Source organism: Melghirimyces profundicolus, from assembly GCF_003054245.1.
In the GTDB taxonomy this organism is placed as follows: Bacteria; Bacillota; Bacilli; order Thermoactinomycetales; family DSM-45169; genus Melghirimyces; species Melghirimyces profundicolus.
The window spans coordinates 79,240-102,044 of record NZ_QBKR01000004.1; the positions used below are offsets into that span (position 1 = coordinate 79,240).

Sequence of the window (22,805 nt, forward strand, 5' to 3'; positions counted from 1 at the left end):
GAAAACACGTCCGGCGAGTCCCCGCCGGACGGAAACAGCCCGTTTGTCTTCGGTGCATTCAAACCTGGTCCTCTGAACTTCCGTTTTGTCTCAACGGGAGGCCGATCATGGACAACGACGTCCCGCCGGGCACCCGGATTCTTTCCCCGTGAGAGCGGACGGCAAGTAAAACGGAACCCCCCCCTTGCTTTCAAGGGAGGGTTCAATCTTCCTCCGCCAGTCTCCTCAACCTTCTTCTTTTCTCTTCCTCACTCAGCCCTGAAGTCCTGATCTTCTCCCGTTCCCGATACAGCCGGTCCAGCTTCTCCCGCCAGCTCTCATCGTACTGCTCCGCCAACTCGTCCCGGATCATGCGGGCCAGAAACGGACTGGCCCCGCCGGTGGAGACGGACAACGTGAGCCGCCCCCGGTTCAACCGGACGGGAACATGGAAATTCCCCAACGACGGTCGATCCACTACATTGACCAACTGTCGGGAGCCGGCCGCCTCCGCCACCTTCCGGTTGACTTCCGCCGAATCCGTCGCCGCCACCACCACCCAGGCATCATGGAGGTCCGCCGGCTCAAAGGCTTTTTTCCGCCAATGCAATTTTCCTTCCCCGGCCAACGTACGGATCTCCCCCCCGGCTTCCGGAGCCACCACCGTCACCCGGGCCCCCGCTTCCAGCAGCCACCGGGACCGGCGGGCGGCCACCTTCCCCGCCCCGATCACCACCGCCGGTCGGCCGTGAAGGTTGAGCATGATGGGAGTGTGGTTCATCAAAAGCCCTCCTAATATTTCTCACAATCCCCCCTGAAAACCCGGGTGGAACACACAATGAATTCCCTGACGCAGCCTTAAAACCCTTGCCCCTGACTCCGATCAGCGGCGGGTCATTCTTTGCAGGGATTGCAGATCTTCTTCCATAGCGGTGCATCGTTGGCCCACCAACTTTACCGCATCCCGGATGCCTTGGTTGTACAGAACCGGGCCCAACTGATCGATAAAGAAATGAAGGAGGGTTTCTGCAGCAATGTTCCCGATTTCCTCGCCTCTCTCATCCAAACAGAAGCTTTTTATTTCGTCTATTAACACTTCTTTTTGCTCTCTGGGTAATTTCAGAACGTTCATGACTGTCCTCTCCTTCATTAGAAGCGTTGTGAAAAAGTGAGCGACAGCATTTACCCAAAGCCGCTCCGGCTGCTGTCCTGCAGAGATGTAGGCACTGTCCGCTCCGAATCATCCTGCTGCGGGCAGGGGCAAACGCCTTCGGATGCAACACAGAGAAGCTTTTGCCCTTAAACGCCCTTGCAGTCTGATTCTCCGCTGGGCAGGACAGCAAAGTCGCTATTTTGGGTAAACGCTCCCCTACTTCTGAGCCTAACCATAAATCACAACGCTTTTAGGTAATTGTACTTCAAATCATATCTCTAACCTTCGTTTTCCGTTCCTCTCTTTTCTATATCGTTTCCTTCCTTTCCTTGGATTAACTTATTCAAACTTCCTTAAAGTTGACTAACCGCCACTCAACAGCACGTGATCTGCACAGATGAGTGTGGACCCCTTTCGCCTGACCGTTTTTTCGCTTCCACGCCGCCCATCTTCACCGTGAATGGGTGTGGGTCGTCCTTTTTTCTTCAGTTCCTTCATCACCTGTAAAAAAAGCCGCTTTCGCGGCACAAAATCAGTTGCAGGGATAATTTTTCAAGAGCACGTATTCCTTTCCTTCACTTACACCCCCACCTTTTCCAGGCGGGCTCCTTCCCATTCTCCATCCAGTCGTTTCTCGAACCAAGCCAGTTTTTCCCGAAAAGCGACCACTTCCCCCACGAGAATCAGGGTGGGGTTTTTCACTTGGTGGCGGCGGGCAAGGTCGACCAGGTCCTCCAGCGTGCCCGTCACCGTTCGTTGATCGTGGGTGGTCCCCCAGTGGATCAGGGCGACGGGGGTGTGTGGAGGCTTACCGTGGGTGAGGAGACGCTCCCGGATATAGGGGAGATTTTTCACTCCCATGTAGATGGCCAGCGTGTCGATCCCCCGGGCCAGGTTTTCCCACTGCAGCTCCTCTTCCTCCCCTTTCTTCCGGTGTCCGGTGACGAAGGCGAAGGTGGAGGCGTGTGCCCGGTGGGTGACCGGGATGCCGGCGTAGGCCGGTGCGGCGATCCCGGCAGTGATACCGGGGACCACCTCGAAGTCCACCCCGTGGCGGACCAAAGCTTCCGCTTCCTCCCCGCCCCGTCCGTATACAAAAGGGTCGCCCCCCTTCAACCGGGTCACCGTCTTCCCCGCCAGGGCATGCTTCACGAGAAACCGGTTCATCGTCTCCTGTTTCATCGTGTGGAAGCCGGGGAGCTTGCCGCAATAGAGGAGCTCTGCCTCCGACCGGGCGTAATCGAGCAATTTCGGATGGATCAGACGGTCATAGAGAATGATATCCGCCTCCCGGATGCAACGGACCCCCTTCACCGTGATCAGCTCCGGATCGCCCGGTCCGGCTCCCACCAAATAAACTTTTCCCATGGCAAACCCTCCCGAATGTATTCGTTTCCTTTCAGAGGTTCTCCGATTCCCGCAGGACGAAACCGCCCCCTTTTTGGATCCGCTTTTTCTCGTAAAGGGTCACGTCTTCCACCTCGGGCATCTTGAGATAGGTTTTTTCCAGTTCGGTATCGACAAGACAGAACGCCTGATCGTCATCCCCGGCAACCACCACCACGGGGACGGCTTCCTCTTTTAAAAGGACTTCGAAACGATAGAGATACACCCGGCCACCCCCTTTAAGAAACCTTCGGATGGATCCGCTCCAGGATGTCATCCAACACCCGCTGCAGTTCTTCCAATCCGGTCCGGTGGAAGAAATCGTGGAAGGTTTCCCCGGGGTGCTTCTGTTCCCGGAAGTGGAGCAGAAACGCTTTCAGGACGGCGGGAAGATGCTCCCCGTCGATCTTCCCCTTCAGCTTCCGGTTCAGCTCTCCGCCTCCCTCCAGCGTCCCGCCCACGTGGATTTCAAAGGCTTCCACCAGCCCTTTTTTCTCCCTGGATTTCATCTTGATCCCCTGCAAACCGATATCCGCGATTTGGCGTTGGCCGCAGGAATTGGGGCAACCCACCATGTGGATCCGGACCGGGACGTCCACGTCCACCTCTTCATCCAGGTACTCGGCGATCCGGCGCATCCGTTCCTTGGTCTCCACCAGAGCCAGGTTGCAGTATTCGATACCGGTGCAGGAGACGGAGTAGCCGATGAACTTCGGCGGATCGACGGAAATCCGCCGGAAGATCTCCTCATGGAGGAGCGGCTCCACGTTTTCGTCCGGAATATGGGGGAGGATCAGGTTCTGGGAGTTGCAGTTCCGGATCTCCCCCTTTCCGTACCGCTTGGAAATCCGGGCCAGCTCCAGCACCTCGTCGGCATGGAGACGGCCGACCGGCACATTGAAACCGATATAGTTGAGACCCTTTTGCTTCTGGGGATGCACCCCGTAAAAGTAGCCGGCGTTCCACTCCTTGACCGGTTCCTCTCCTTTTTCGGGGAGCGGTCCGATGTATTCCAGCAGTTTCTCTTTGAACTTTTCCGGTCCCCAGTCGGCCACCAGGAACTTGAGGCGGTTCCGGGTCCGCTTCTCCCGGTACCCGTAATCCCGGAAGATTGTCGTGACGGCGACGGCCACATCTTTCACCTGTTCCGGCCGGACGAAAACGTCCAGCGTCTCCGCCAGATACGGCCGGGACGACAGTCCGCCTCCCACTTTCAGGTGGAAGCCTTTCGTCTCCACCCCGTCGATCTTCTTCACCGCGGGAGTGAAGGAGACGCAGTTGATTTCCGCGTTGGAGGCATTTCTCAGATTGGCGCTGACGGACATCTTGTACTTCCGGGGCAGGTTGGAAAAGTCTTTGTTATGCTGAAAGAACCGGAACAGCTCCTCCACGATCGGAGTGGTGTCCAACAGCTCGTCAGGATCGATCCCGGCCAGGGGATTCCCCACGATGTTGCGGGTGATGTCGCCGCAGGCGCCGGCGGTGGAGAGCCCCATTTTCTCCAGCCGGGCGAAGATGTCGGGAATCTCTTCGATCCGGAGCCAGTGGAACTGGACCGCCTGACGGGTGGTGATATCATAGACCCCCCGCCCGTAGTCCCGGGCGATCCCCGCCAGGGTAACAACTTGGTCGTAATTCAGGATCCCCGAAGGAATGCAGACTCGCATCATGAAGTAGCCGTCTTCCTTCGGCCGTTGCAGGTAGAGGCCGGCCCATTTGAACATGGGCCACATTTGCTTCGGGATCGAATCAAACCCCTCTTTTGCGTATCGCGGAATGTGATCGAAGATTTCCAGTCCGTCCATCTCCAGTTTCTGCTTCTCGACGGCGTTGATCTTCTCATTGTCCGCCCAGTGTTTTTCGTAAGCCACGGCCCTTCCTCCTTATCGATTGATCCGGGGAATCAGTTCCCGTTTCTCAAGCAGATTCAATATTTCTTCGACGGATTCTTCCACCGTCGCTTCAGCCGTATCGATCACCAGTTCCGGGGATTCCGGTTCCTCATAGGGAGCGCTCACGCCGGTGAATTCCGGGATTTCCCCCAGCCGGGCCCGGCGGTACAGCCCCTTCGGATCCCGGCGCTCGCATTCATCCAGGGGACACCGCACATAGATTTCGATAAACTCCCCCTCATCCAGGAGCTCCCTCACCTGCCGGCGGTCCTCCCGATACGGGGAGATAAAAGCTGTCAGAGCAAACTGCCCGCTGTCCACGAACAACTTTGCCACTTCCCCGATCCGGCGGATGTTCTCCTTCCGGTCTTCCGGAGAAAATCCCAGGTCCCGGTTGAGACCGTGGCGGATATTGTCCCCGTCCAGGACGTAACTGTTCAGCCCCAACCCGGCGAGCTGACGGTCCAGGGCGTTGGCCAGGGTGGATTTCCCCGAACCGGACAGCCCGGTGAACCAGAGAACGGCACTGCCGTGGCCGTTCTTCCTCCGTCGGTCCTCTTTGCGAACCGCGGTATCAAACCAGACGATGTTGGCGGTCATCCTTCTCCCTCCCTCTTTAACCCGTGATGACGGTTTTTTCCCTCAGTCCCCGGATCAGGACGTCAGCCACTTCCGGTCGGCTGAAGGTGGCCGGCGGCCGTTCCCCGTTCCGGAGCATCTCCCGCACCTTGGTGCCGGACAGGGCCACGTGGTGGTCTTTCCCGTGGGGACAGGTTTTGGCCGAAGCCATGTTTTCGCACCGCCGGCAGTAGAAACTGTGTTCAAAGAACAGAGGGGTAATCCCCAATTCCCCGGGCCGGAATTCGGCGAAAATCTTTTGTGCATCGTAAGTGCCGTAATAGTCTCCCACCCCGGCATGGTCCCGTCCCACGATGAAATGGGTGCAACCGTAGTTCTTTCTCACCAAGGCGTGGAAAACCGCTTCACGGGGGCCGGCGTAGCGCATCGCCGCCGGAAAGACGGCGAGAAAAACCCGATCCTCCGGGTAGTAGTTTTGAAGCAAAACCCGGTAGCTTTCCATTCGGACCTCCGCCGGAATGTCATCCGCCTTGGTCTCCCCGACCAGGGGATTGAGAAACAGACCGTCCACGGTCTCCAATGCCGTCTTCTGGATGTATTCGTGGGCCCGGTGAACGGGGTTCCGGGTCTGGAAGCCCACCACGGTCTTCCACCCTTTTTTCCGGAACGTTTCCCGGGTCTCCACCGGATCCAGGTGATGGGAGGCAAACCGTTTTTCCGGTCTTCGGATCAGCTCAATGGGACCCGCCAGATACACGGGGGGTCTGTCGAAGAGTTTCTTCACGCCGGGATGGGCGGTCTGTGTCGTCCGATAGACTTGCTCCGCTTCCCGGATTTTGTCGGGGACGTACTTTTCCTCCAGCCAAAGCCGGCCATAGGTCACCCCGTCTTTCACCAGCCGGACCGCTTCCCCTTCTTTCAGGCTCTCCGCTTTTTTCCGGGAGACGGGGAGGGTGATGGGGATGGACCAAGGCAGGCCATCGGCCAGCCGCATGCTTTCCACCACCGAGGTGTAATCCGCTTCCCCGAGGAACCCCGTCAGCGGACTGTAGGCTCCGATGCCGATCAGTTCCAGGTCACTCAGGGAAAAGGCGTCCAGCTCCACTTCTTGGTCAACCGCGCCGATCTCCGCATCCGGATTCCACCGGTTGATCAGCTCTCCCCCGTGGGGAAGGCTCTCACTCATGGGATCCTCTCCTCTCATTCCTGTGATGTCCGGTACAGGTGTGTCGTTGATTCGTATCTCCCCCTTCAAATGCCTTCGCCGTGTTCATTCAGGGACTGCTTCTCCCGCCTGACGGAATGAAACAGGCTGATCGAGCCCAGCGTCGCCAGGAAGACACTGGCCACCGCGATCACAGAGTAAAGGTCGCCATGGGCCAACCCTTTGACCAGCCCGTAGGCAATCACCAGGGAAAAGACGGGGGAGACAGCCCAGACCTTGAGCATCCGTTTGATCAATCCCTTTTGCCAGAGGGAAAAGCCCTTTCGGGCCGTCCCAATCCCGATAATGGCCGAAGTGGTCACCTGGGTAAGAGGCACGGGGATTCCCAGAAGGGAGGCTCCGATCACCAGTAACGCACCGGTCCCCGAGACGACGCTCCCCTCCAGTAAAGAAAGGTCCGTGATCCGCTTCCCGTTGGTTTCCAATACCCTGCCTCCGAGGAGAATGGCCCCCGCGGCGACGAACAGACCGCCGTACAGAATGCCGTCGGAAACCGTCATCAGTCCCGCCCCCACCAGAGGACCAACCGCATTCGCCACGTTGTTCATACCTGCTGAGAAGGCCTCCATCAATCCCGCAAGGACCAAAAGGCCGGCCAACCAACGGCTCCGGTTCCCCCGACGGAGAGCGGAGAACCGACCTTCAGCAGCGATCACCGCCTTCCCCGACAGAAGGGCCAGACCGAAAGCGGCGAAAGGAACCAAAACCCAAAACGCCACGATGGCAGCCAGACTGGACAGGTAGACTTTCTGCAGAGCGACTCCCGCCCCCACCACGGCTCCCACTGTCACTTCGCTGGTGGACAGCGGAATCCCCAGACGATTGGCGATGGAGAGGGAAATGCAGGCGGAAGACAATACCATGATGGCGAGCCGCACCGTCATGATCGAGCTTGGGACGATCCCCTCCCCGATCGTCTTGGCCACCTCGCCGCCTCCCAGGGCTGCCCCGAGGAACACCCCGACGCCGCATATACAGAGAGCCGCATGGCGGCTTCTGACCGCCCCCGCGCCGTATGCCGCTCCCATCGAGGCGGCGGCCCCGCTGGCCCCGATATTCATGGCGAAGAAGAAGGCGATGGCCATACCCGTAAAAGTGATCATGATTCTCTACCGGGACGTGTGAAGACCGCACTCGGTCTTCCCCGTGCCGGCCCACCGACCCGCCCGCATGTCTTCCCCCTCCGCCACCGGCCGTGTGCAGGGGACGCAACCGATGCTGGGGTATCCCCGGTCGTGAAGGGGATTGTACGGGAGACTTCGGGAGCGAATGGTCTCCCACACCTCATCCCAGCTCCAGTGGATGAGCGGGCAGATTTTGACGGAACGGAAGCGTTCATCCTTGTTCAAAAATTGCGTCGACCGGCGGGTCGGGGATTGTTCCCGGCGCAGCCCGGAAATCCAGGCCGCCCTTCCCTTGAGGGCCCTCTCCAGCGGCACGATCTTCCGGAAGCGGCAACATTCATCCGCCTCCCGCTCCCACAGCCGGAACCCATACTCTCTGGCCTGCTCTTCCACGGTTTGCTCGGGACGCAAGAATTCCATCCTCAGTTCCGGGTACCGGTTTCTCACTTCATCGATCACCTGATACGTCTCCCGAAAGTGAAGCCCGGTATCCAGAAACACGAGACGGGCATCGGGACGGATGCGGGCAATCAGGTCGATCAGGACCATGCTCTCCGCTCCGAAACTGCAGGCATAAACCAGATCATCCCGATAATGATCGTAAGCCCACCGGAGCACCTCCAGGGCCCCTTTGGTCCCGTTGTCGATGGAAAAGACGGGTTTTTTCGCCGTCTCCCAGTGTTCATAGGTCAATTGAACGCCCAACCGGGCCACCTCCTTTTTCCATGTAAAAACGGCCCGCACCATGGACGAAACACCGTGGCGGGGCCGCCTCCGGTTTGTCCGGTCAGCGGACCGTTTCCCTTTTCATTTAAGTCGGACTTTTTCGCTTTTTTCCAGTTGGATCACTTTTCCGTCCTGCACAACCAAGGTGATCGAGCCGTAACGCATTCCCTCAAGCATCTCCCGGATGTGCCCGGCCACCGTGTCGTATCCGGTTTCGGACGGTTTTTCGTCGGACACCTTTGAGTCCCTCCTTCCGCAACAAAAAAAGCCTTCCCATTTTGGAGAGACTTCGAAGGTGAAAAGGTATGCCCTTACCATCTTATCTTCCAAAATGGTACCCATTTTGCTGGAATTGGCACCTTACATGTCATCCATGCAGGTTGCCGGGCTTCATCGGGCCAGTTCCCTCCGCCGCTCTGGATAAGATTTAGTATTATCTTAGTGGGTGGATTACAGGAAGTCAACCTTTTTTACCTAGTTTTTTGATCGGATTTTCCCGTTTTATTTTCATCCTGTTCTCTGCGGCTGAGACATCGTGAACGGTCAACGGATCAGCCGCCCTTTCATGACAGGTTTCGGATGATGTCGATGGGTTACGGATCCGGTTTCCATGGTGATATCATTGGATTACTTTTTTTTAACGGCTCATTTATATTGAGTCACTTTACAAAAGTAATTGATGTGTTCTATCCTTAGAGATGGGGATATTTTTTCTGATTTACCCCATAACTAACAGAAAAGGAAAGGAGTGTTCTGGAATGTCCCAGATTAAACTGGCCGTCATTTACTACAGCTCCACCGGAACCAACCATCAGCTCGCTCAATGGGCAGCCGAAGGGGGAAAAGAAGCCGGTGCCGAAGTCAAGATCGCCAAAGCCCCGGAACTGGCACCGGAAGCAGCCATCGCCCAGAATCCCGCTTGGAAAGCCCATATCGAAGCCACAAAAGACGTGCCGGAAGTCACCGTCGATGATCTCGTGTGGGCGGATGCCCTGATCTTCAGCGTTCCAACCCGGTTCGGCAATGTCCCGGCCCAAATGAAACAGTTTCTGGATACGACCGGCGGGGCGTGGTTTGAGGGCAAATTGGCCAACAAAGTGGTCAGTGCCATGTCTTCGGCCAGCAACCCCCATGGCGGGCAGGAACAAACCATTCTGCAGCTGTACACCACGATGTACCACTGGGGGGCGATTGTGGCCGCACCCGGATATACAGATCCCTCGATCTTCCAGTCCGGCGGAAATCCCTACGGCACCAGCGTAACGGTGGATCAAGAAGGAAATATGAAAGAAAATGTCCGGGATGCGGTCATTCACCAGGCCAAACGGACGGTCACCGTGGCCGGCTGGGTGAAGAACGGACTGCAAGGTTGACCCCCCGACCTGATTCACGACCGTCCAAAACCCGATAAGAGGGCGGAAGATCCGATACATAGGGCGAATCCCGATCCGCTCCAACCGATCGTCGGAAAACGCCCTGAACCATCATAAGACAAAGAAGCTGATTCCCTGCGGAAATCAGCTTCTTGGTTGTGTGCGGAACAAAATGCGGATCTCTTGGATCGACACCTTCTGCACCGATCCCCTTTACCGAGAGCCTCAGTCCCTTGTCTCCATCGGGTAAAATGAATATTATGATAATATCTATTTTTTTAAAAATACACCAAGGAGGGTTATCATGACCACCACGGAAACGCCGACTTCTCCTTCACCCCGTCCCCGCCCGGAGGGAAAGTTGCCTGTCCGGGCATTGATCGCGAGTCTGGCCGGGGCCCCTCGGCGGGCTGGTGTTCAGTCATATCGGGGATCGGATCGACCGGTTCCACTCTTTTTGGTGTTTGTCTTTGTTCCTTATGTAAATATAAGGTTAAAATTTTGATATGGAGTGATTTTATATGAGGTCAACAAGTCTTGTATTTATATCACCGGGAACTTTTCTTTATGGGTTAAAAATGCTCTTTTTTGCTTTATTTACGGTTCAAAATCCCGTAGCACCAACACCATATATTTATACATAAGTCTTTTTGGAAGTACAATATTTTTCTGGCAATGACATGGTTATATCTAATCGTAGGTTTCATCTTATTGATCGCTTCCTTTTTTAAAAGCAAAAAGTGACAACAAAAGTGGGTGAGCGAACAAGCTACGGCTTCAGTCGTGGAAATGCAGACGTCAAATATCGTACGCTTTTGGGCCTCCGTTTGGGCCGAAGCGACCGGAGGGCCCGAGAAAGTCCCCACCGGTTGGATGGAAACGATGGAGAGGCGTGGTGTGTGAATCCCTTCCCTAGAAGAGTTGTGAAAAAGTGAGCGGCAGCATTTACCCAAAGCCGCTCCGGCTGCTGTCCTGCAGAGATGTAGTTACTGTCCGCTCCGAAACATCCTGCTGCGGGCAGGGGCAAACGCCTTCGGATGCAACACAGAGAAGCTTTTGCCCCTGAACGCCCTTGCAGGCTGATTCTCCGCTGGGTAGGACAGCAAAGTCGCTATTTTGGGTAAACGCTTCCCCTTTTCTCGAAACAAACATTCAATCACAACGCTTGGGGAAGGGGTCTTTCACATCAAAATATCCCTAAGCTAAAAGGAGAAATTGTAGTGTGGAAAGAGTTTATAAATAATGTTGTGGAAGTGGCTGAATTTGACGAACCGGCAACCAACGAACAAATTCAAGCCGTCCAGAAAAAGTTCGATGTCGAGCTTCCTGATGAGTTGATCAGTCTACTGAAAGAATCCGATGGAGTCGACGGAAAATACGGATGTCCGATTGTTTTTTCCACTGGCCGAATCATCGAAGACAATGTGCAATTGAGAAAATTGAATTACTGTATGCTCTTGAATTGTTTGTTGTTCGTGGCGGATGCAGGAAATGGGGATTATTTCGGCTACTCGATTGTAGGTGGATCCATTCAACGGAATCATATTTATGTTTGGAATCACGAGGATGACAGCCGAAAGTGCGTCGCCCCCTCCTTAAAGACCTTCATCGAGTGGTGGAATAGCGGGAAAATAAGGATTTGAATGGGTTGTATTCCCGGACAAATGGACAAAAACCGAAATTACCTTTCTAACAACGAACCTTCCCCTACCCGGGGAAGGTTCGTTGATCTTTAGAAAGATCCCATGCTCTTATTCCGCACCTGTTGGATCCAGCAAATCCCGCCACTCACCGAAGATTTCGTCACACACCTTGGAAAGCGATTCTTCCACTAACGCTTTGACTTCATGAAGGGTCTCTTCCGATGGCGTCCCATGACGAAAAAAGAGGTCGTCCGTGATCAGAGCGGTCTTTCCGTTGGAAAGCTCCACAATCCAATAACCCATATGCGTCCTCCTGATGGATGGCCTTATATCCAGTATAGGAGGCGGATCACACAGTGAAACCTCGTCAAACCAAAAAAAACGCCGACAGATTATCCCATCGGCACCTGCTTTTCCGATGACGTCTTTTTCTCCTTGAGAAGCAGCTTCCGGTAATGCCAGGCGGTGGACAGCACGAAGAAGAAGGCCAGCAGCAAAAACATGAAAGGAGTCATCCCAACCCCACCCTTTCCTGTGAGGTTCCGGTTTCTTCCCGGTCGAACAAGATCTCGAACTTCTTACGGCCGATCCACAGGAGGTACACATTCATCGCCACCAACACGGTACTCAAATCCTGAACCCCGATGTTAAAACAGTAGTTCACCATCATCACGTTCAAGGCGATCGGAAAGCTGATCAACGCCCCCCATGTCCGGGTGAGCGGAATCAGCAGCAACAGCGCCGCCCCCACTTCCCCCAGCCCGATAAAGATCTCATAAGCTCTTGAATACCCGAAGAACGACCAGGCCGTCGCAAACCCTTCTCCCCTGGCTTCCAATATCTCCGGGCTTTCTCCGAACTGTCCCATTGTTAACTTGGCCACCCCATAGATCAGAAAGTTGGTGGCCAAAAACAGTCGGAACGTCGTGGGTACCGCATCGATCATGGCCTTGAGCATTCGGTTCATTCCAGACCCCTTCCTGTATGCGTCCAAAAATTTCCTCCCCGTCAAATGATATCATACATCCTCCCTCCAGCAGGCGGGAAAAGAGAAAACCCCCTGACGGGAAAGACGGATTTTCACCCTGTTCCACTCAGTTGCCACACCCTTGCAAAGCGGCGGGCGGCGGTTTCCAGGAGTTGTGGGCCTTGGTCCATCGCTTCCCCCAGGGAAAGGGGACGGTTGACAATGGGGAAAACGACGGAGATGCCTTCCCCTGCCGCCTCCGTCAAATCCCCTTCCACACTGCCGGCAAAGACAACGACGGGGACACCGTGGCGGAGGGCGATGCGGGAAATGCCGACCGGAACCTTGCCGTAGAGGGATTGGTGGTCCACTTTTCCCTCTCCGGTGATGACGAGCCCCGCTTCCCGAATCCGCTCTTCCAGTCCCACCAGGTTGGCGATCCGTTCAAAACCACTCTCAAAACGGACATCGAGAAGCGATCGGAGGGAGAAGCCGAAGCCTCCCGCAGCTCCGCTGCCCGGGGAAGACCGGTGATCCCGGCCCGTGGCCCGGACCAGGGCCTCCGCATAATGCTCCATCCCCGCCTCAAACCGGTCCAAATCGTCTTTTCGGACCCCTTTTTGAGGACCAAAGACGCGGACAGCCCCTTCCGGTCCCAGGAGCGGATTGGTCACATCCGAGGCGACGGTGAGCCGGACGCTCTTCAGCCCCGGATTCATCCCCGAGAGGTCGACCTGTTCGATTTCACCCAACTTGCCCCCTGCCGGTTCGAGGAGATGGCCCTCCCGGTCGAGAAAGCGGACTCCGAGAGCGGTAAAAAAGCCCGTCCCCGCATCCACCGTGGCACTTCCCCCGAGTCCGAGGATCACTTCTTCGACCCCCAGATCCAAGGCGTGTTTCATCAGCTGACCGGTCCCGAAGGTGGAGGTGCGGACGGGGTCCAGCTCCCCCTCCTTGAGAAGGTCGAGCCCGGAGGCAGCCGCCGTTTCGATCACGGCCAGTTTCCGTTCTTCACAATAGCCCAGTTCGGCCTCCACCTCCCGACCCAGGGGATCCTTCACCCGAACCGGGATTTTCCTTCCTCCGGTTCCGGCCAGGACGGCATCGACGGTTCCTTCTCCCCCGTCTGCCATCGGCAGGGCGGTGAATGTCCAGTCGGGAAACACTTGTCTGATCCCTTTTTGAATCCGTTCCGCCGCTTCCCGGCTCGTCATCGACCCTTTAAAAGAATCCGGCGCCACCACCACCTTCACAGACGAATCTCCCCCTTCTCCGGTTTCCATCCACGGGCCGGCTCCCCCCCCGTAAACCGAAGGGAGACGGCCCGGAATGATCGTTTGGGTGTTCGTTTTCATGATGAAAGCACCCCTTTCAAGAACATGATAAACTTTACGTTTATCAGGGTACAGAAACAAAAACGGATTCGGCCCCAAACGGGAACGAACCCTTGCCGAAAAAGGGATGCAACCACCCATTCTCCGATTTCGCGGCAACCATCCAATCAAAAGAGTCAACCCCTTCATACCATGTTGCAGAAGTAGATTAGAAGGGGTGACAGACTTGAAAAGAAAATTTGTTCCGAGCCACAGGATCAACAAAAAACAGATCGGAAAACCGGCCATGATTCGTTTGCGAAACGGAGCGGTTCTGTTTGGTACGGTCAGGGAAGTCCGGAATAACGGGGTGATGTTTATCCCGGTTTCGGCGAAACACCCATTGACAGGCAAACAAGCAAAAACCAGCCTGTTTTTCTTCCCCATTATCTTCATCCCGTTCTTCTTTTTCCCCGGAATTTTCCTCTTTATCTGATGGGTGAAAAGGCGAACATCAATAGCGACTGGATGCCTTGCGGCAAACAGTCGCTATATTCATATGAGGTGAGATCCGGGAAGGCCCGGTCATTCCACCGGACCTTGTTCATGGAGTTGAATGTCCGCCAGGTAGCGATCCATATCGGCATTCTCATGGGCGATCCGGGCCGATGCCGCCGCGGCGATGCCGGCGATCAGATCGTCGAGGAAAACATGAATCTTTCCGTTGTGGTTGTTCAATTTCCGGATGACGCCCTTCTTGGTTTTATCCAGGTATCCGAAACTGGTCAGCCCGATGGTACCGTAGATGTTGGTGATGGAGAGAGCCAGAATTTCGTCGATTCCATACAGCGGTTCATCCGCTTCCATCATCTTTTGCAACGGCGTGGGAAGGGTGCGATGTTCCGCCAGTTCATCCAGGGCCACCCCGGTGATGAGGGCATGCTGCACTTCCCGCTTGCGGAGCACCTGCTCCACACTCTGCAGGCAGGTTTTTCGTTTCAATTTGTTGTTATAGGGACGTTGCAAGTCGCAGGCGATGTCCGCAATGTCCTCCAGGGTCACCCCCCGCCGGTTCAACAGGTTGACTACATGGCGGTAAAACAAAGGGTACCACCTTCTTCATGCAAGTCATGAAACATCTTATGTTTCCCGAGCGTCCCGGGTGCGGGTGAGGGACGCTTTCACGTGAAAAGAGTGCGCTCCCATTATTTCCTCCACCTGCCGTTTCAATTCCTCCGTGACACGGATTCCGTACTTGTCCACGGGAAGTTCCATGACCCGGCGTGTCCGGTCGTAATAGAGGCGAACGGGAGTCTCCCCACGGCCCGATAACAAGACCCGCTTCAGCCTGCCCAGCCTTTCCGGGCCTTCCCGATCCGGAGGGATGCGGATGTAGACAACCTGCGGTTGGGACGGATCCACTTCCTTGATCCGGTCCGTCTGTTGTTTTCCGCTGAATTCCACCGACAGCCGTTTCAAGTCTTCCACGGTGTCGGCGAGGAGTTTGGCTCCGTTTTCATGCCGGTTCACCCGCCCGGAAACCCGGATGGCGCGGTCTGTCTGCAGCAGGGTCCGGTACTGCCGGAGTGTGCGGGGGAAAACCACCACCTCCACCTGCCGGGAGTAGTCCTCCAGCGTGACAAACGCCATCGGCTCCCCTTTCCGGGTGGTGATCGCCTTCACCTCCCGGATCAGGCCGGCCACGGACACCCGTTCTTCCTCCCGGCATTCCTCCAGCGACTCCAGGGTGTGAGAGACACGGGTAGCGATTGTATCCCGAAACTCGTCCAGCGGATGGCCGGAGAGATACAGACCCAGGAGCTCCCGCTCCATCTCCAGTGTTTCCCGCCGGTTGAACGGTTTCACCCCGTCATAGGAAAAACGGGTGGAAGAACGTTTGCCGACCTCATCAAACAGTTTCAACTGATTCTCCGAGCGGCGGCGCTGATAGTCCCCGCCTTGTTCCATCGCCTCGTCCAACATGGCCAACAGCCGGGCACGGTGACCCGGCAGACTGTCCATCGCCCCGCACTGAATCAGGGATTCGATCACCCGGCGGTTGCAGGTTCTGAGATCGACCCGGCGGCAGAAGTCGAACAAATCCCGGTAGGGTCCTTCCTTCCGCTGCTCCAGAATGGAAGTGATCGCATGGGTCCCCACATTTTTGACGGCAGCCAGCCCCATCCGGATCCCCCCTTCCCGGACGGCAAATTGCCGCTCGCTTTCGTTCACGTCGGGGTGAAACACCCGGATCCCGTTTTGGCGGCAGTCCTCGATATACTCCGCCATCTTGCCGTGGCTTCCCATCACCGTGGTCAACAGGGAAGCCATGAACTGGAGCGGCCAGTTGGCCTTCAGATAGGCCGTTTGATAAGCCAGCACCGCATAGGCGGCGGAATGACTCCGGTTGAAGCCGTAGTCGGCGAAGCGGACGATCAAGTCGTAAACTTTGCGCCCCGTTTCTTCACTGTACCCCTGGTTGACACAACCCGCAACAAAAGCCTCTCTTTGCTCATTCAAGACTTCGCGTTTTTTCTTGGAGACGGCCCGTCGCAAAATGTCCGCCTGGCCGAGGCTGAAACCCGCCATTCGGGCGGCGATCTGCATAATCTGTTCCTGATAGACGATGATGCCGTAGGTATCCTTCAGGATCGGTTCCAGGTCGGGGTGGGGGTAATTCACCGCCTCCCGGCCATGCTTGGCCCGGATAAACCGGGGAATCTGCTCCATCGGTCCCGGACGGTAGAGAGCGAGAACGGCGGTCAGATCCTCGAAGCAGCTGGGTTTGAGGTCCCGGAGCACTTTGCGCATCCCCGCGGATTCCAGCTGGAAAACCCCGGTGGTGTCCCCTTTGGAAAGCATGCGGTAGGTCGCGGGATCATCGTAGACGGAGCCGTTGAAATCGATGTCCCTGCCTTCCGTCTTCCGTACGGACTCGATGGTCCGTTCAATCACCGTCAGGTTTCTCAACCCCAGGAAGTCCGCTTTCAACAGACCGATCTCCTCCAGCGCTTCCATGGGATACTGGGTCAGACGGATCCCCTCGCTCCCCCGCTCCAGGGGGACATGGTCCGTCAACTCGCTTTCGGAGATGACCACCCCGGCCGCATGGGTGGAGGTGTGACGCGGAAATCCTTCCACTTTGCGGACGGTCTCCATCAAACGGGCGATCCGGGGGTTTTCCCGGACTTTCTTTTCCAGTTCCGACCCTTCCCCCATCACCCGTTTCAGGTTCATGTCGGGGCCGGCCGGGATCATCTTGGCCACTTGATCCACTTCGGCATAGGGAAGTCCCATCACCCGGCCCACGTCACGGACGGCAGCCCGGGGGGCCATGGTGCCGAAGGTGATGATCTGAGCCACCCGATCCGGGCCGTATTTCCGGGTAACGTACTCGATCACTTCATCCCGGCGTTCATAATTGAAGTCGATATCAATATCCGGCATGCTGACCCGTTCCGGGTTGAGGAAGCGCTCGAACAGCAACTTGTGACGGATCGGATCGATATCGGTGATCCGGAGGACATAGGAGACCAGGCTGCCCGCGGCCGATCCCCTGCCGGGTCCCACGGCGATGCCTTCTTCCCGGGCAAAACGGACAAAGTCCCACACGATCAGGAAATAATCGCTGAATCCCATGTTCCCGATCACGGACAATTCATAATCCAGCCTCTCCTTCACTTCCCCGGAGAGGGAACCGTAACGCTCTTTCGCCCCGGCCAGGCACTGCGCCCTCAGGTATGAAGCGGCGGTGTGTCCCTCCGGCACCGGAAAACGGGGCAAGAGACGCCCTCCCAGGGGAATCTCCACCCGGCAGCGCCGGGCGATCCGGCGGGTGTTCTCCACCGCTTCCGGTACATGGGCAAACAGGCGCTCCATCTCCCGGGCCGATTTCAGATAAAACTCATCGGCGGGAAACCGCATTCGGTCTTCTTCGTCCAGCTTCCGGTTGGTTCCGATGCACAGCAAACAGTCCTGCATCTCATGGTCTTCCCGATCCACATAATGGAGATCGTTGGTCGCCACCAGCGGCAGGTTCCGCTCCCGGGCAAGGGAGATCAGATGACGGTTTACCTTTTGCTGTTCCGGGATTCCATGATCCTGAAGCTCCAGAAAAAAGTTCCCCTCACCGAAGATTTCCCGGTACTCCTCCGCCAGACGACGAGCTTTCCCGAAATTGTCTTCCAGGATGGCCTGGGGAATCTCCCCTGCCAGACAGGCGCTGGTGGCAATCAGACCCCGATGGTGCCGGCGCAGAAGCTCTTTGTCCACCCGGGGTTTATAATGGAAACCCTCCAGGTGGGCCTGCGTCACGATCTTCATCAGGTTCCGGTACCCTTCCTCCGTCTCCGCCAGGAGCAGCAGGTGATGGATCCGGTTTTCCCGCGGTGACGGTCGCTCTTCCAGCCTTCCCGAGGTCAGATACACTTCACATCCGATCACCGGATGGATCCCGGCTTTTTTGCAGGCTTGATAAAAAGGAATCACCCCGTACATCGCTCCGTGATCGGTGATGGCCAGCGAATCAAAACCGGCCTCTTTGGCCCGGGCGACCAATCGGTCAATCCGGGCCGCCCCGTCCAGGAGGCTGTATTCCGTGTGCACGTGGAGATGAACAAAGGATCCGTTCATTGTTTTCACCCGGTTTTCCCTTTAAATTCTCTCTTTATTATACCCGATTGAACAAGAGGATACGAACATACCATCCCCCCATTTCCGAGCCTCGTCCACATAAACCGTTACACAGAATCATACAGTGGAACATAGGATATTTGTTTGGACAAAGGCGGTGTAGGGATGGGAGAGTTCTGGTCAACCACGGTGCTGAACTATTGCATTGCTCTGGGTGTTGTACTCGGCGGTGCGATGCTGGGCGGAATCGGGGCTTTTTTCGGAAATGAACCCCCCATGGATACCATGCTCCGGCTGTCGGAACATTTGAAAATATGGGCCCTGGTGGCCGCTCTCGGCGGAACGTTCGACACGATCAAATCCTTTGAAGTGCATATTCTCGGCGGGGAAATGAGTCAGGTGTTCCAACAGCTCGTCTTTATCCTGAGTGCATTTTTCGGAGCCCATTTCGGCACAGTGCTGATCCGGTGGCTGATCCAAGGGGATTTATGAGATGGCGAAACCGGTTCGGGTTCAGCTGATCCGGGTGTTGGTCACTTTCCTTTTCGGTGTCGTGGCGGGATTAACCGTTATGAACCTTCTCTACGGAGAAAAGCTGGACGCCCTTTACCTGGAACGGAACCACCTGTATTACCGGAACAATGAAAAGTACAAAAAGATCCAGGCGTTGGAGAAGGACCTGAACAAACACACGGACAATCTGACCATCGGACAGGACATCTCGGTGGAAGTAAAGCTTCCGGAAAACGAAAGCCGCTTTTATCAGGATAAAATCCAACAGGAAGTCCAGTCGATCATGCATCCCTTCGTCGGAAAATCCGTTCATTGGGTAAGCGACAACCCCGAGGTGCTGGATTCTTTGTTGGAAAAACGGATCATTCAGATCCAGGATGAAAAGAAGCCGACCAATCCGCCGAAAATCTTCCACCTCAAGCTGCAATACCTGACCTTTGTCGGGTCCAAACTGAAAGTCTGGGTCGTGGCCCATGAGAAACCGAAGGAGATCGAGGAAGAATGAGGTCCGCTTTTTTCACAAAAACTGAAAATGATATGTCCATTCATCTCAAGCGTTCGCAAAATGCGCCCCCAAGGTGTATCATAGAAACAGAAAGGGGGGGAATTCCTTTGATCATCAGCCGCAAAAAGCTGGCAAAGGCAAAGGTTGAAAAGCTGAAGCGCGGTTATTCCGCCTACGCTGAAACGGAAGAAGTCGCCGGGTTGATTGAGAAAGAGTTGGGTCGGATCGAGCTTCCGGTCTTCGTCGACCGGACGCAACTGGGATATTGGTTCATCCCGGAAGACAATGGAACGACGGCACCGAACTGCCCCCCGGACAACCTCGACTCACCCTGTACCTGAACCATTCCCCACAAGGCGCCCTCCGCCCTTTTGGCGGGGGCGATTTTATTATGTATACCGTCTGAATCCCTGTCGAAGGAGGATGAAACCATGCAACTCTTTTTGATCCTGTTGATCGCCGTGATCGTCTTTACGGCGATCCGGACCTTTTCCAACAGCATCGCCAGACAAAAAGCGAAAGGCGCCGATCGTCTCAAACACCAGTCCGGCGTGAACATCCACATGGGGATCCTGTTTATCGCCGTGGCTGTGATGCAGGGGGTCTCCCTGGGAGGCGGTTGGATTTTCACCCTCCTGTGGGTCGGTATCGGGGCACTCGGGATTTATAACTTGATCTTCGGCCTCCGCACGAGGAAACACTACTTGGAAATCACCCGGGAACAAAACGACACCTGAACCGCCTCCCTCCCCCGGCCGGAAAAGACCTCCTTCCCGGAAGGAAGGAGGTCTTTTTGCTTTTCAACGCTCGATCAGCTGCGCCGTGACCAGCGCTTTCGCAACCACTTGGCTGTCATGATAGACTTCCACATCCACTTTCCCCACTTTCCGGCCCAGTTCGATCACCCGGGGACGAATGTGGATCTCCCGTTCCAATTGAACCGGTTTCAGCGAGTACAGGGTCAGGTTATCCGTCACCATATCCCCCCGGTGTTGTCGCCGAAGGCGACGGTGGGCGGCTTCCGTAATCAGGGCGGTGAGCACACCGGTGGAGAGGTTGCCGAGTGGGTCGGTCATCTGCGGAGCCACAACTCCCCGGTACATCAGCTCTCCCCCCCTCTCCTTGACTTCCTCGAAACCTTTGACGATCAGGTCATTGATCGTTTCGCCGACCTGGGGCTGCTTTTGCATGTACTGAAGGGATTTGATCACGTCCTGGCGGCTGATTACCCCGAGCAGATGGTGTTGGGTGTTGACCACCGGGAGCAGTTCGATCCCCTCCCACACCATTTCATGTGCGGCGGCGGCCAGGGATGTTTTCGGTGTAACGGTGATCGGGTTTTTGGTCATCACCCGTTCGATCCGTTCGTCCGACGAATGCCCGACCACGTCTTTGGCCGTCACCATTCCGTGCAGTTTTCCGTTGGCATCCACGACAGGGTACCGGCTGTGTTTGGTCTCCTGAACCGATTCGTGGAAGCGGGAGACTCGATCGTCGAGCCGCAGGAAGATGGGGGGCTTTTCGGGGTTGAGCATGTCTTCCACCAAGAGAATTTCCTTTTTGATCAGGCGATCATAGATGGCACGGTTGATCATCGCGGCCACGGTAAAGGTGTCATAGGTACAGGAAATAACCGGAAGTTCCAGCTGGTCGGCCAATCGCTTGACTTCCTCGGTGGCGTCAAAGCCCCCGGTGATCAGAACGGCGGCACCCCGTTCCAGAGAGATGCGGTGGGCGTTGTCCCGGTTTCCGACGATCAGAAGGTTGCCCGGTTCCACATAACGAATCATCGCCTCCAGTTTCATCGCCCCGATCACGAATTTGTTCAGGGTTTTATGGAGCCCGGTGCTTCCCCCCACCACCTGCCCGTCCACAATGTTAACCACTTCAGCGAAGGTCAGGCGTTCAATTTTGGAACGGTGTTTCTTTTCGATCCGAACGGTACCCACGCGCTCCACCGTGGAGACCAGCCCCTGATTTTCCGCATCCTTGATCGCCCGGTAGGCCGTTCCCTCGCTTACTCCCAGCTCCCGGGCGATCTGGCGGACCGATATCTTGTGCCCGATCTCCAGATTTTCTATGTATTCCAGGATCTTCTCATGTTTGGTGGCCACTTTCTTCACTTCACTCCCCGATTTCTCTTCACACCGTTTTCTTCCACATTATACATGACGAAAGATGAGTTGACCAAATGGAGACGTCTCAAAAAATCCGGTTCCCTCCTACATCTCTGCAGGACAGCATAGCGCGACCGGGAGTGAAGCGACCCAGGCGCGACTTGTGCTCTGTGAGTGCATAGCGCGACCGGGAGTGAAGCGACCCAGGCGCGACTTGTGCTCTGTGAGTGCATAGCGCGACCGGGAGTGAAGCGACCAGGCGCGACTTGTGCTCTGTGAGTGCATAGCGCGACCGGGAGTGAAGCGACCAGGCGCGACTTGTGCTCTGTGAGTACAGCCGGAGCGGCTTTGGGTAAATACTGCCGCTCACTTTTTCACAACGCTTCCAAGAGGAAGACAAACAGCCTGAATCCCCGTTTGCTTACGGAATGAAGCGGATCCACCGCATTCGTGAACAAAAAAGGAAGAGGGTTTCCCCTCCCATTTACCGTTTCCGCCGGCCCCCGCCGGACCAGGCCGTGGTTCTCCGGCGCTTTTGTACCTCCAGCCACCGGTCCCGCCGGCTTCGTTCATCCCGTCTTCGCTTGTCACGATCCAGCCGGAGCACCATCCGCCAATTGGCGGCAATCACCAGATAGGCAAAGATCAGCCATGACCAGGCAAACAACGACGGCAACCCGAATTCCATCGATACCGGCAGGCGTGGGACCGCAATAAAGAGAAACGCCAGCGCCACCACCAGAGCGATTCCGTTTTTGGTCCGAAACAATCCGATCTTCCCCCTTTTGTCCCCTCCTGTTCCATCCTACGGTACAAAGGGAGGAAAAATGCAAAAAAAAGAGGCGGTGGTAAACACCGTCTCACCATTAGGGGGTTTTCATCCTGGTTTTATATTACCGCTATTATATTACAAGCACGTTACACACGATTTACATTCTCTTATCTCACCCAAAGCGTTTATAGATCAAAAGATTCACCCGGTTGGACGACCTGACCGTCCATGTTCTTTTCCTTCAGTTGACGGACAAAGGCGTCTGCATCCTGCTCGATCAAAGGAAAAGTGTTGTAATGCATGGGAACAACCTTCCGGGCGCCGACCCACTCGGCGGCGAGAAGGGCATCCTCCGGACCCATGGTGAAATTGTCCCCGATGGGAAGCAATGCCAAGTCCACATCGTTCTGTGCTCCGATCAGTTTCATATCGGAGAAAAGGCCGGTGTCGCCGGCGTGATAGATCGTTTTCCCGCCCAGAGTGAGAAGCAACCCGGCAGGCATCCCCAGATAAATGATTTCTTTCTTCTCTTCGTCGATAAAACCGGATCCGTGGAAGGCCTGGGTCAGTTTGACCCGACCAAAATCAAAGGAATGGGCACCCCCGATGTGCATCGGATGGACTTTCTCCACCCCTTGAAACCCGATCCAGTTGGCCAGCTCGAAGTTGGCAATGACCGTGGCATGATTGCGCTTGGCGATCTCAACGGTGTCCCCCACGTGGTCCCCGTGTCCGTGGGTCAGCAGGATATAATCGGTTTCGATTTCCTCCGGTTTCGCTTTTGCAAGGGGATTATCCTTCAGAAACGGGTCGATGATCAGTTTGGTCCCCTCGTGATCAATTTCAAAACAGCTTTGTCCGTGAAAGGTGATATTCATGTGAATCCCTCCGTCCTGCAGGTTTGCG

Annotated in this window: 26 protein-coding genes and 1 riboswitch; of the genes, 7 read left to right on the forward strand and 19 right to left on the reverse strand. The window is 55.9% G+C overall.

What is annotated here, in order from left to right; translation table 11 throughout:
• Positions 1–202: 202 nt before the first annotated feature.
• The 10 genes from C8P63_RS04145 to C8P63_RS04190 all read right to left on the reverse strand — a co-directional run bounded on the left by C8P63_RS04145 (position 203) and on the right by C8P63_RS04190 (position 8,241).
• Entirely contained in the window at positions 203–760 is a 558-nt protein-coding gene (locus C8P63_RS04145) for a precorrin-2 dehydrogenase/sirohydrochlorin ferrochelatase family protein (RefSeq protein WP_108022073.1), read from the reverse strand.
• A gap of 102 nt (positions 761–862) precedes the next feature.
• Positions 863–1,111 (reverse strand): DUF2164 domain-containing protein, encoded by a 249-nt coding sequence (locus tag C8P63_RS04150; protein ID WP_108022074.1) that lies wholly within the window; start codon positions 1,109–1,111, stop codon positions 863–865.
• Positions 1,112–1,711: 600 nt separating this feature from the next.
• Positions 1,712–2,500 carry a uroporphyrinogen-III C-methyltransferase gene (gene cobA / locus C8P63_RS04155; RefSeq protein ID WP_108022075.1) on the reverse strand — a complete coding sequence of 263 codons (789 nt, stop codon included), beginning with the start codon at positions 2,498–2,500 and terminating at the stop codon, positions 1,712–1,714.
• A 31-nt stretch (positions 2,501–2,531) separates the two neighbouring features.
• Positions 2,532–2,744, reverse strand: coding sequence for a DUF3906 family protein (locus C8P63_RS04160; protein ID WP_108022076.1), 213 nt, complete (start codon positions 2,742–2,744; stop codon positions 2,532–2,534).
• 13 nt (positions 2,745–2,757) lie between these two features.
• Positions 2,758–4,389: a nitrite/sulfite reductase gene (locus tag C8P63_RS04165; RefSeq protein WP_108022077.1), complete on the reverse strand. Its 1,632-nt coding sequence runs from the start codon at positions 4,387–4,389 to the stop codon at positions 2,758–2,760.
• 12 nt (positions 4,390–4,401) lie between these two features.
• Positions 4,402–5,010 carry an adenylyl-sulfate kinase gene (gene cysC / locus C8P63_RS04170; RefSeq protein WP_108022078.1) on the reverse strand — a complete coding sequence of 203 codons (609 nt, stop codon included), beginning with the start codon at positions 5,008–5,010 and terminating at the stop codon, positions 4,402–4,404.
• Positions 5,011–5,026: 16 nt separating this feature from the next.
• Positions 5,027–6,175, reverse strand: a complete 1,149-nt coding sequence (sat, locus tag C8P63_RS04175; RefSeq protein WP_108022079.1) for a sulfate adenylyltransferase — start codon at positions 6,173–6,175, stop codon at positions 5,027–5,029.
• Between the two features lie 65 nt (positions 6,176–6,240).
• Entirely contained in the window at positions 6,241–7,317 is a 1,077-nt protein-coding gene (locus C8P63_RS04180; RefSeq protein ID WP_108022080.1) for a sulfate permease, read from the reverse strand.
• Positions 7,318–7,323: 6 nt separating this feature from the next.
• Complete coding sequence (locus C8P63_RS04185) at positions 7,324–8,085, reverse strand: phosphoadenylyl-sulfate reductase (RefSeq protein ID WP_108022081.1); 762 nt, start codon at positions 8,083–8,085, stop codon at positions 7,324–7,326.
• A 60-nt stretch (positions 8,086–8,145) separates the two neighbouring features.
• Positions 8,146–8,241 carry a YezD family protein gene (locus C8P63_RS04190; protein ID WP_108022201.1) on the reverse strand — a complete coding sequence of 32 codons (96 nt, stop codon included), beginning with the start codon at positions 8,239–8,241 and terminating at the stop codon, positions 8,146–8,148.
• 139 nt (positions 8,242–8,380) lie between these two features.
• Positions 8,381–8,491: riboswitch (SAM riboswitch) on the reverse strand.
• Positions 8,492–8,822: 331 nt separating this feature from the next.
• On the opposite strand from C8P63_RS04190, the gene wrbA reads away from it, so the two are divergent.
• Positions 8,823–9,437: an NAD(P)H:quinone oxidoreductase gene (wrbA, locus tag C8P63_RS04195; RefSeq protein WP_108022082.1), complete on the forward strand. Its 615-nt coding sequence runs from the start codon at positions 8,823–8,825 to the stop codon at positions 9,435–9,437.
• A 1,220-nt stretch (positions 9,438–10,657) separates the two neighbouring features.
• Positions 10,658–11,080, forward strand: coding sequence for an SMI1/KNR4 family protein (locus C8P63_RS04205; RefSeq protein WP_108022084.1), 423 nt, complete (start codon positions 10,658–10,660; stop codon positions 11,078–11,080).
• Between the two features lie 108 nt (positions 11,081–11,188).
• Here C8P63_RS04205 and C8P63_RS04210 read toward each other — a convergent pair whose 3' ends face one another.
• The 4 genes from C8P63_RS04210 to C8P63_RS04220 form a co-directional block, all read right to left on the reverse strand.
• Entirely contained in the window at positions 11,189–11,383 is a 195-nt protein-coding gene (locus C8P63_RS04210; RefSeq protein ID WP_108022085.1) for a hypothetical protein, read from the reverse strand.
• Positions 11,384–11,472: 89 nt separating this feature from the next.
• Positions 11,473–11,595 (reverse strand): hypothetical protein, encoded by a 123-nt coding sequence (locus C8P63_RS19705; protein ID WP_281258675.1) that lies wholly within the window; start codon positions 11,593–11,595, stop codon positions 11,473–11,475.
• Positions 11,592–12,047, reverse strand: coding sequence for a hypothetical protein (locus C8P63_RS04215; protein WP_108022086.1), 456 nt, complete (start codon positions 12,045–12,047; stop codon positions 11,592–11,594). Before C8P63_RS04215 ends, C8P63_RS19705 begins: the two co-directional genes overlap by 4 nt.
• A 113-nt stretch (positions 12,048–12,160) precedes the next feature.
• Positions 12,161–13,402 (reverse strand): glycerate kinase, encoded by a 1,242-nt coding sequence (locus tag C8P63_RS04220; protein WP_108022202.1) that lies wholly within the window; start codon positions 13,400–13,402, stop codon positions 12,161–12,163.
• Positions 13,403–13,607: 205 nt separating this feature from the next.
• Between C8P63_RS04220 and C8P63_RS04225 the strand changes: the two genes are divergently transcribed.
• On the forward strand, positions 13,608–13,856 hold the full coding sequence (locus tag C8P63_RS04225) for a hypothetical protein (RefSeq protein ID WP_108022087.1): 249 nt from the start codon (positions 13,608–13,610) through the stop codon (positions 13,854–13,856).
• A gap of 89 nt (positions 13,857–13,945) precedes the next feature.
• On the opposite strand, the gene C8P63_RS04230 is transcribed toward C8P63_RS04225, so the two are convergent.
• A complete protein-coding gene (locus tag C8P63_RS04230) occupies positions 13,946–14,464 on the reverse strand; it encodes a phosphatidylglycerophosphatase A family protein (protein WP_108022088.1) in 519 nt (172 codons plus the stop codon).
• Positions 14,465–14,500: 36 nt separating this feature from the next.
• Positions 14,501–17,992 (reverse strand): DNA polymerase III subunit alpha, encoded by a 3,492-nt coding sequence (locus C8P63_RS04235; protein WP_108022089.1) that lies wholly within the window; start codon positions 17,990–17,992, stop codon positions 14,501–14,503.
• A 165-nt stretch (positions 17,993–18,157) separates the two neighbouring features.
• Between C8P63_RS04235 and C8P63_RS04240 the strand changes: the two genes are divergently transcribed.
• The 4 genes from C8P63_RS04240 (at position 18,158) to C8P63_RS04255 (ending at position 19,747) form a co-directional block, all read left to right on the forward strand.
• Positions 18,158–18,484, forward strand: coding sequence for a YtrH family sporulation protein (locus C8P63_RS04240; RefSeq protein ID WP_108022090.1), 327 nt, complete (start codon positions 18,158–18,160; stop codon positions 18,482–18,484).
• A 1-nt stretch (position 18,485) separates the two neighbouring features.
• Positions 18,486–19,010 (forward strand): sporulation membrane protein YtrI, encoded by a 525-nt coding sequence (locus tag C8P63_RS04245; protein WP_108022091.1) that lies wholly within the window; start codon positions 18,486–18,488, stop codon positions 19,008–19,010.
• A gap of 107 nt (positions 19,011–19,117) precedes the next feature.
• The gene (locus tag C8P63_RS04250) at positions 19,118–19,351 is read left to right on the forward strand and encodes a YtzJ family protein (RefSeq protein WP_108022092.1); all 234 of its coding nucleotides are present in this window, start codon (positions 19,118–19,120) and stop codon (positions 19,349–19,351) included.
• 90 nt (positions 19,352–19,441) lie between these two features.
• Entirely contained in the window at positions 19,442–19,747 is a 306-nt protein-coding gene (locus tag C8P63_RS04255) for a hypothetical protein (protein ID WP_108022093.1), read from the forward strand.
• Positions 19,748–19,810: 63 nt separating this feature from the next.
• Here C8P63_RS04255 and C8P63_RS04260 read toward each other — a convergent pair whose 3' ends face one another.
• From C8P63_RS04260 to C8P63_RS04270, 3 genes are all read right to left on the reverse strand, one after another.
• Positions 19,811–21,124: a DRTGG domain-containing protein gene (locus tag C8P63_RS04260; RefSeq protein WP_108022203.1), complete on the reverse strand. Its 1,314-nt coding sequence runs from the start codon at positions 21,122–21,124 to the stop codon at positions 19,811–19,813.
• 487 nt (positions 21,125–21,611) lie between these two features.
• Positions 21,612–21,896, reverse strand: coding sequence for a hypothetical protein (locus C8P63_RS04265; RefSeq protein WP_108022094.1), 285 nt, complete (start codon positions 21,894–21,896; stop codon positions 21,612–21,614).
• Between the two features lie 188 nt (positions 21,897–22,084).
• A complete protein-coding gene (locus tag C8P63_RS04270) occupies positions 22,085–22,777 on the reverse strand; it encodes a metal-dependent hydrolase (protein WP_108022095.1) in 693 nt (230 codons plus the stop codon).
• Between the last annotated feature and the right edge of the window lie 28 nt (positions 22,778–22,805).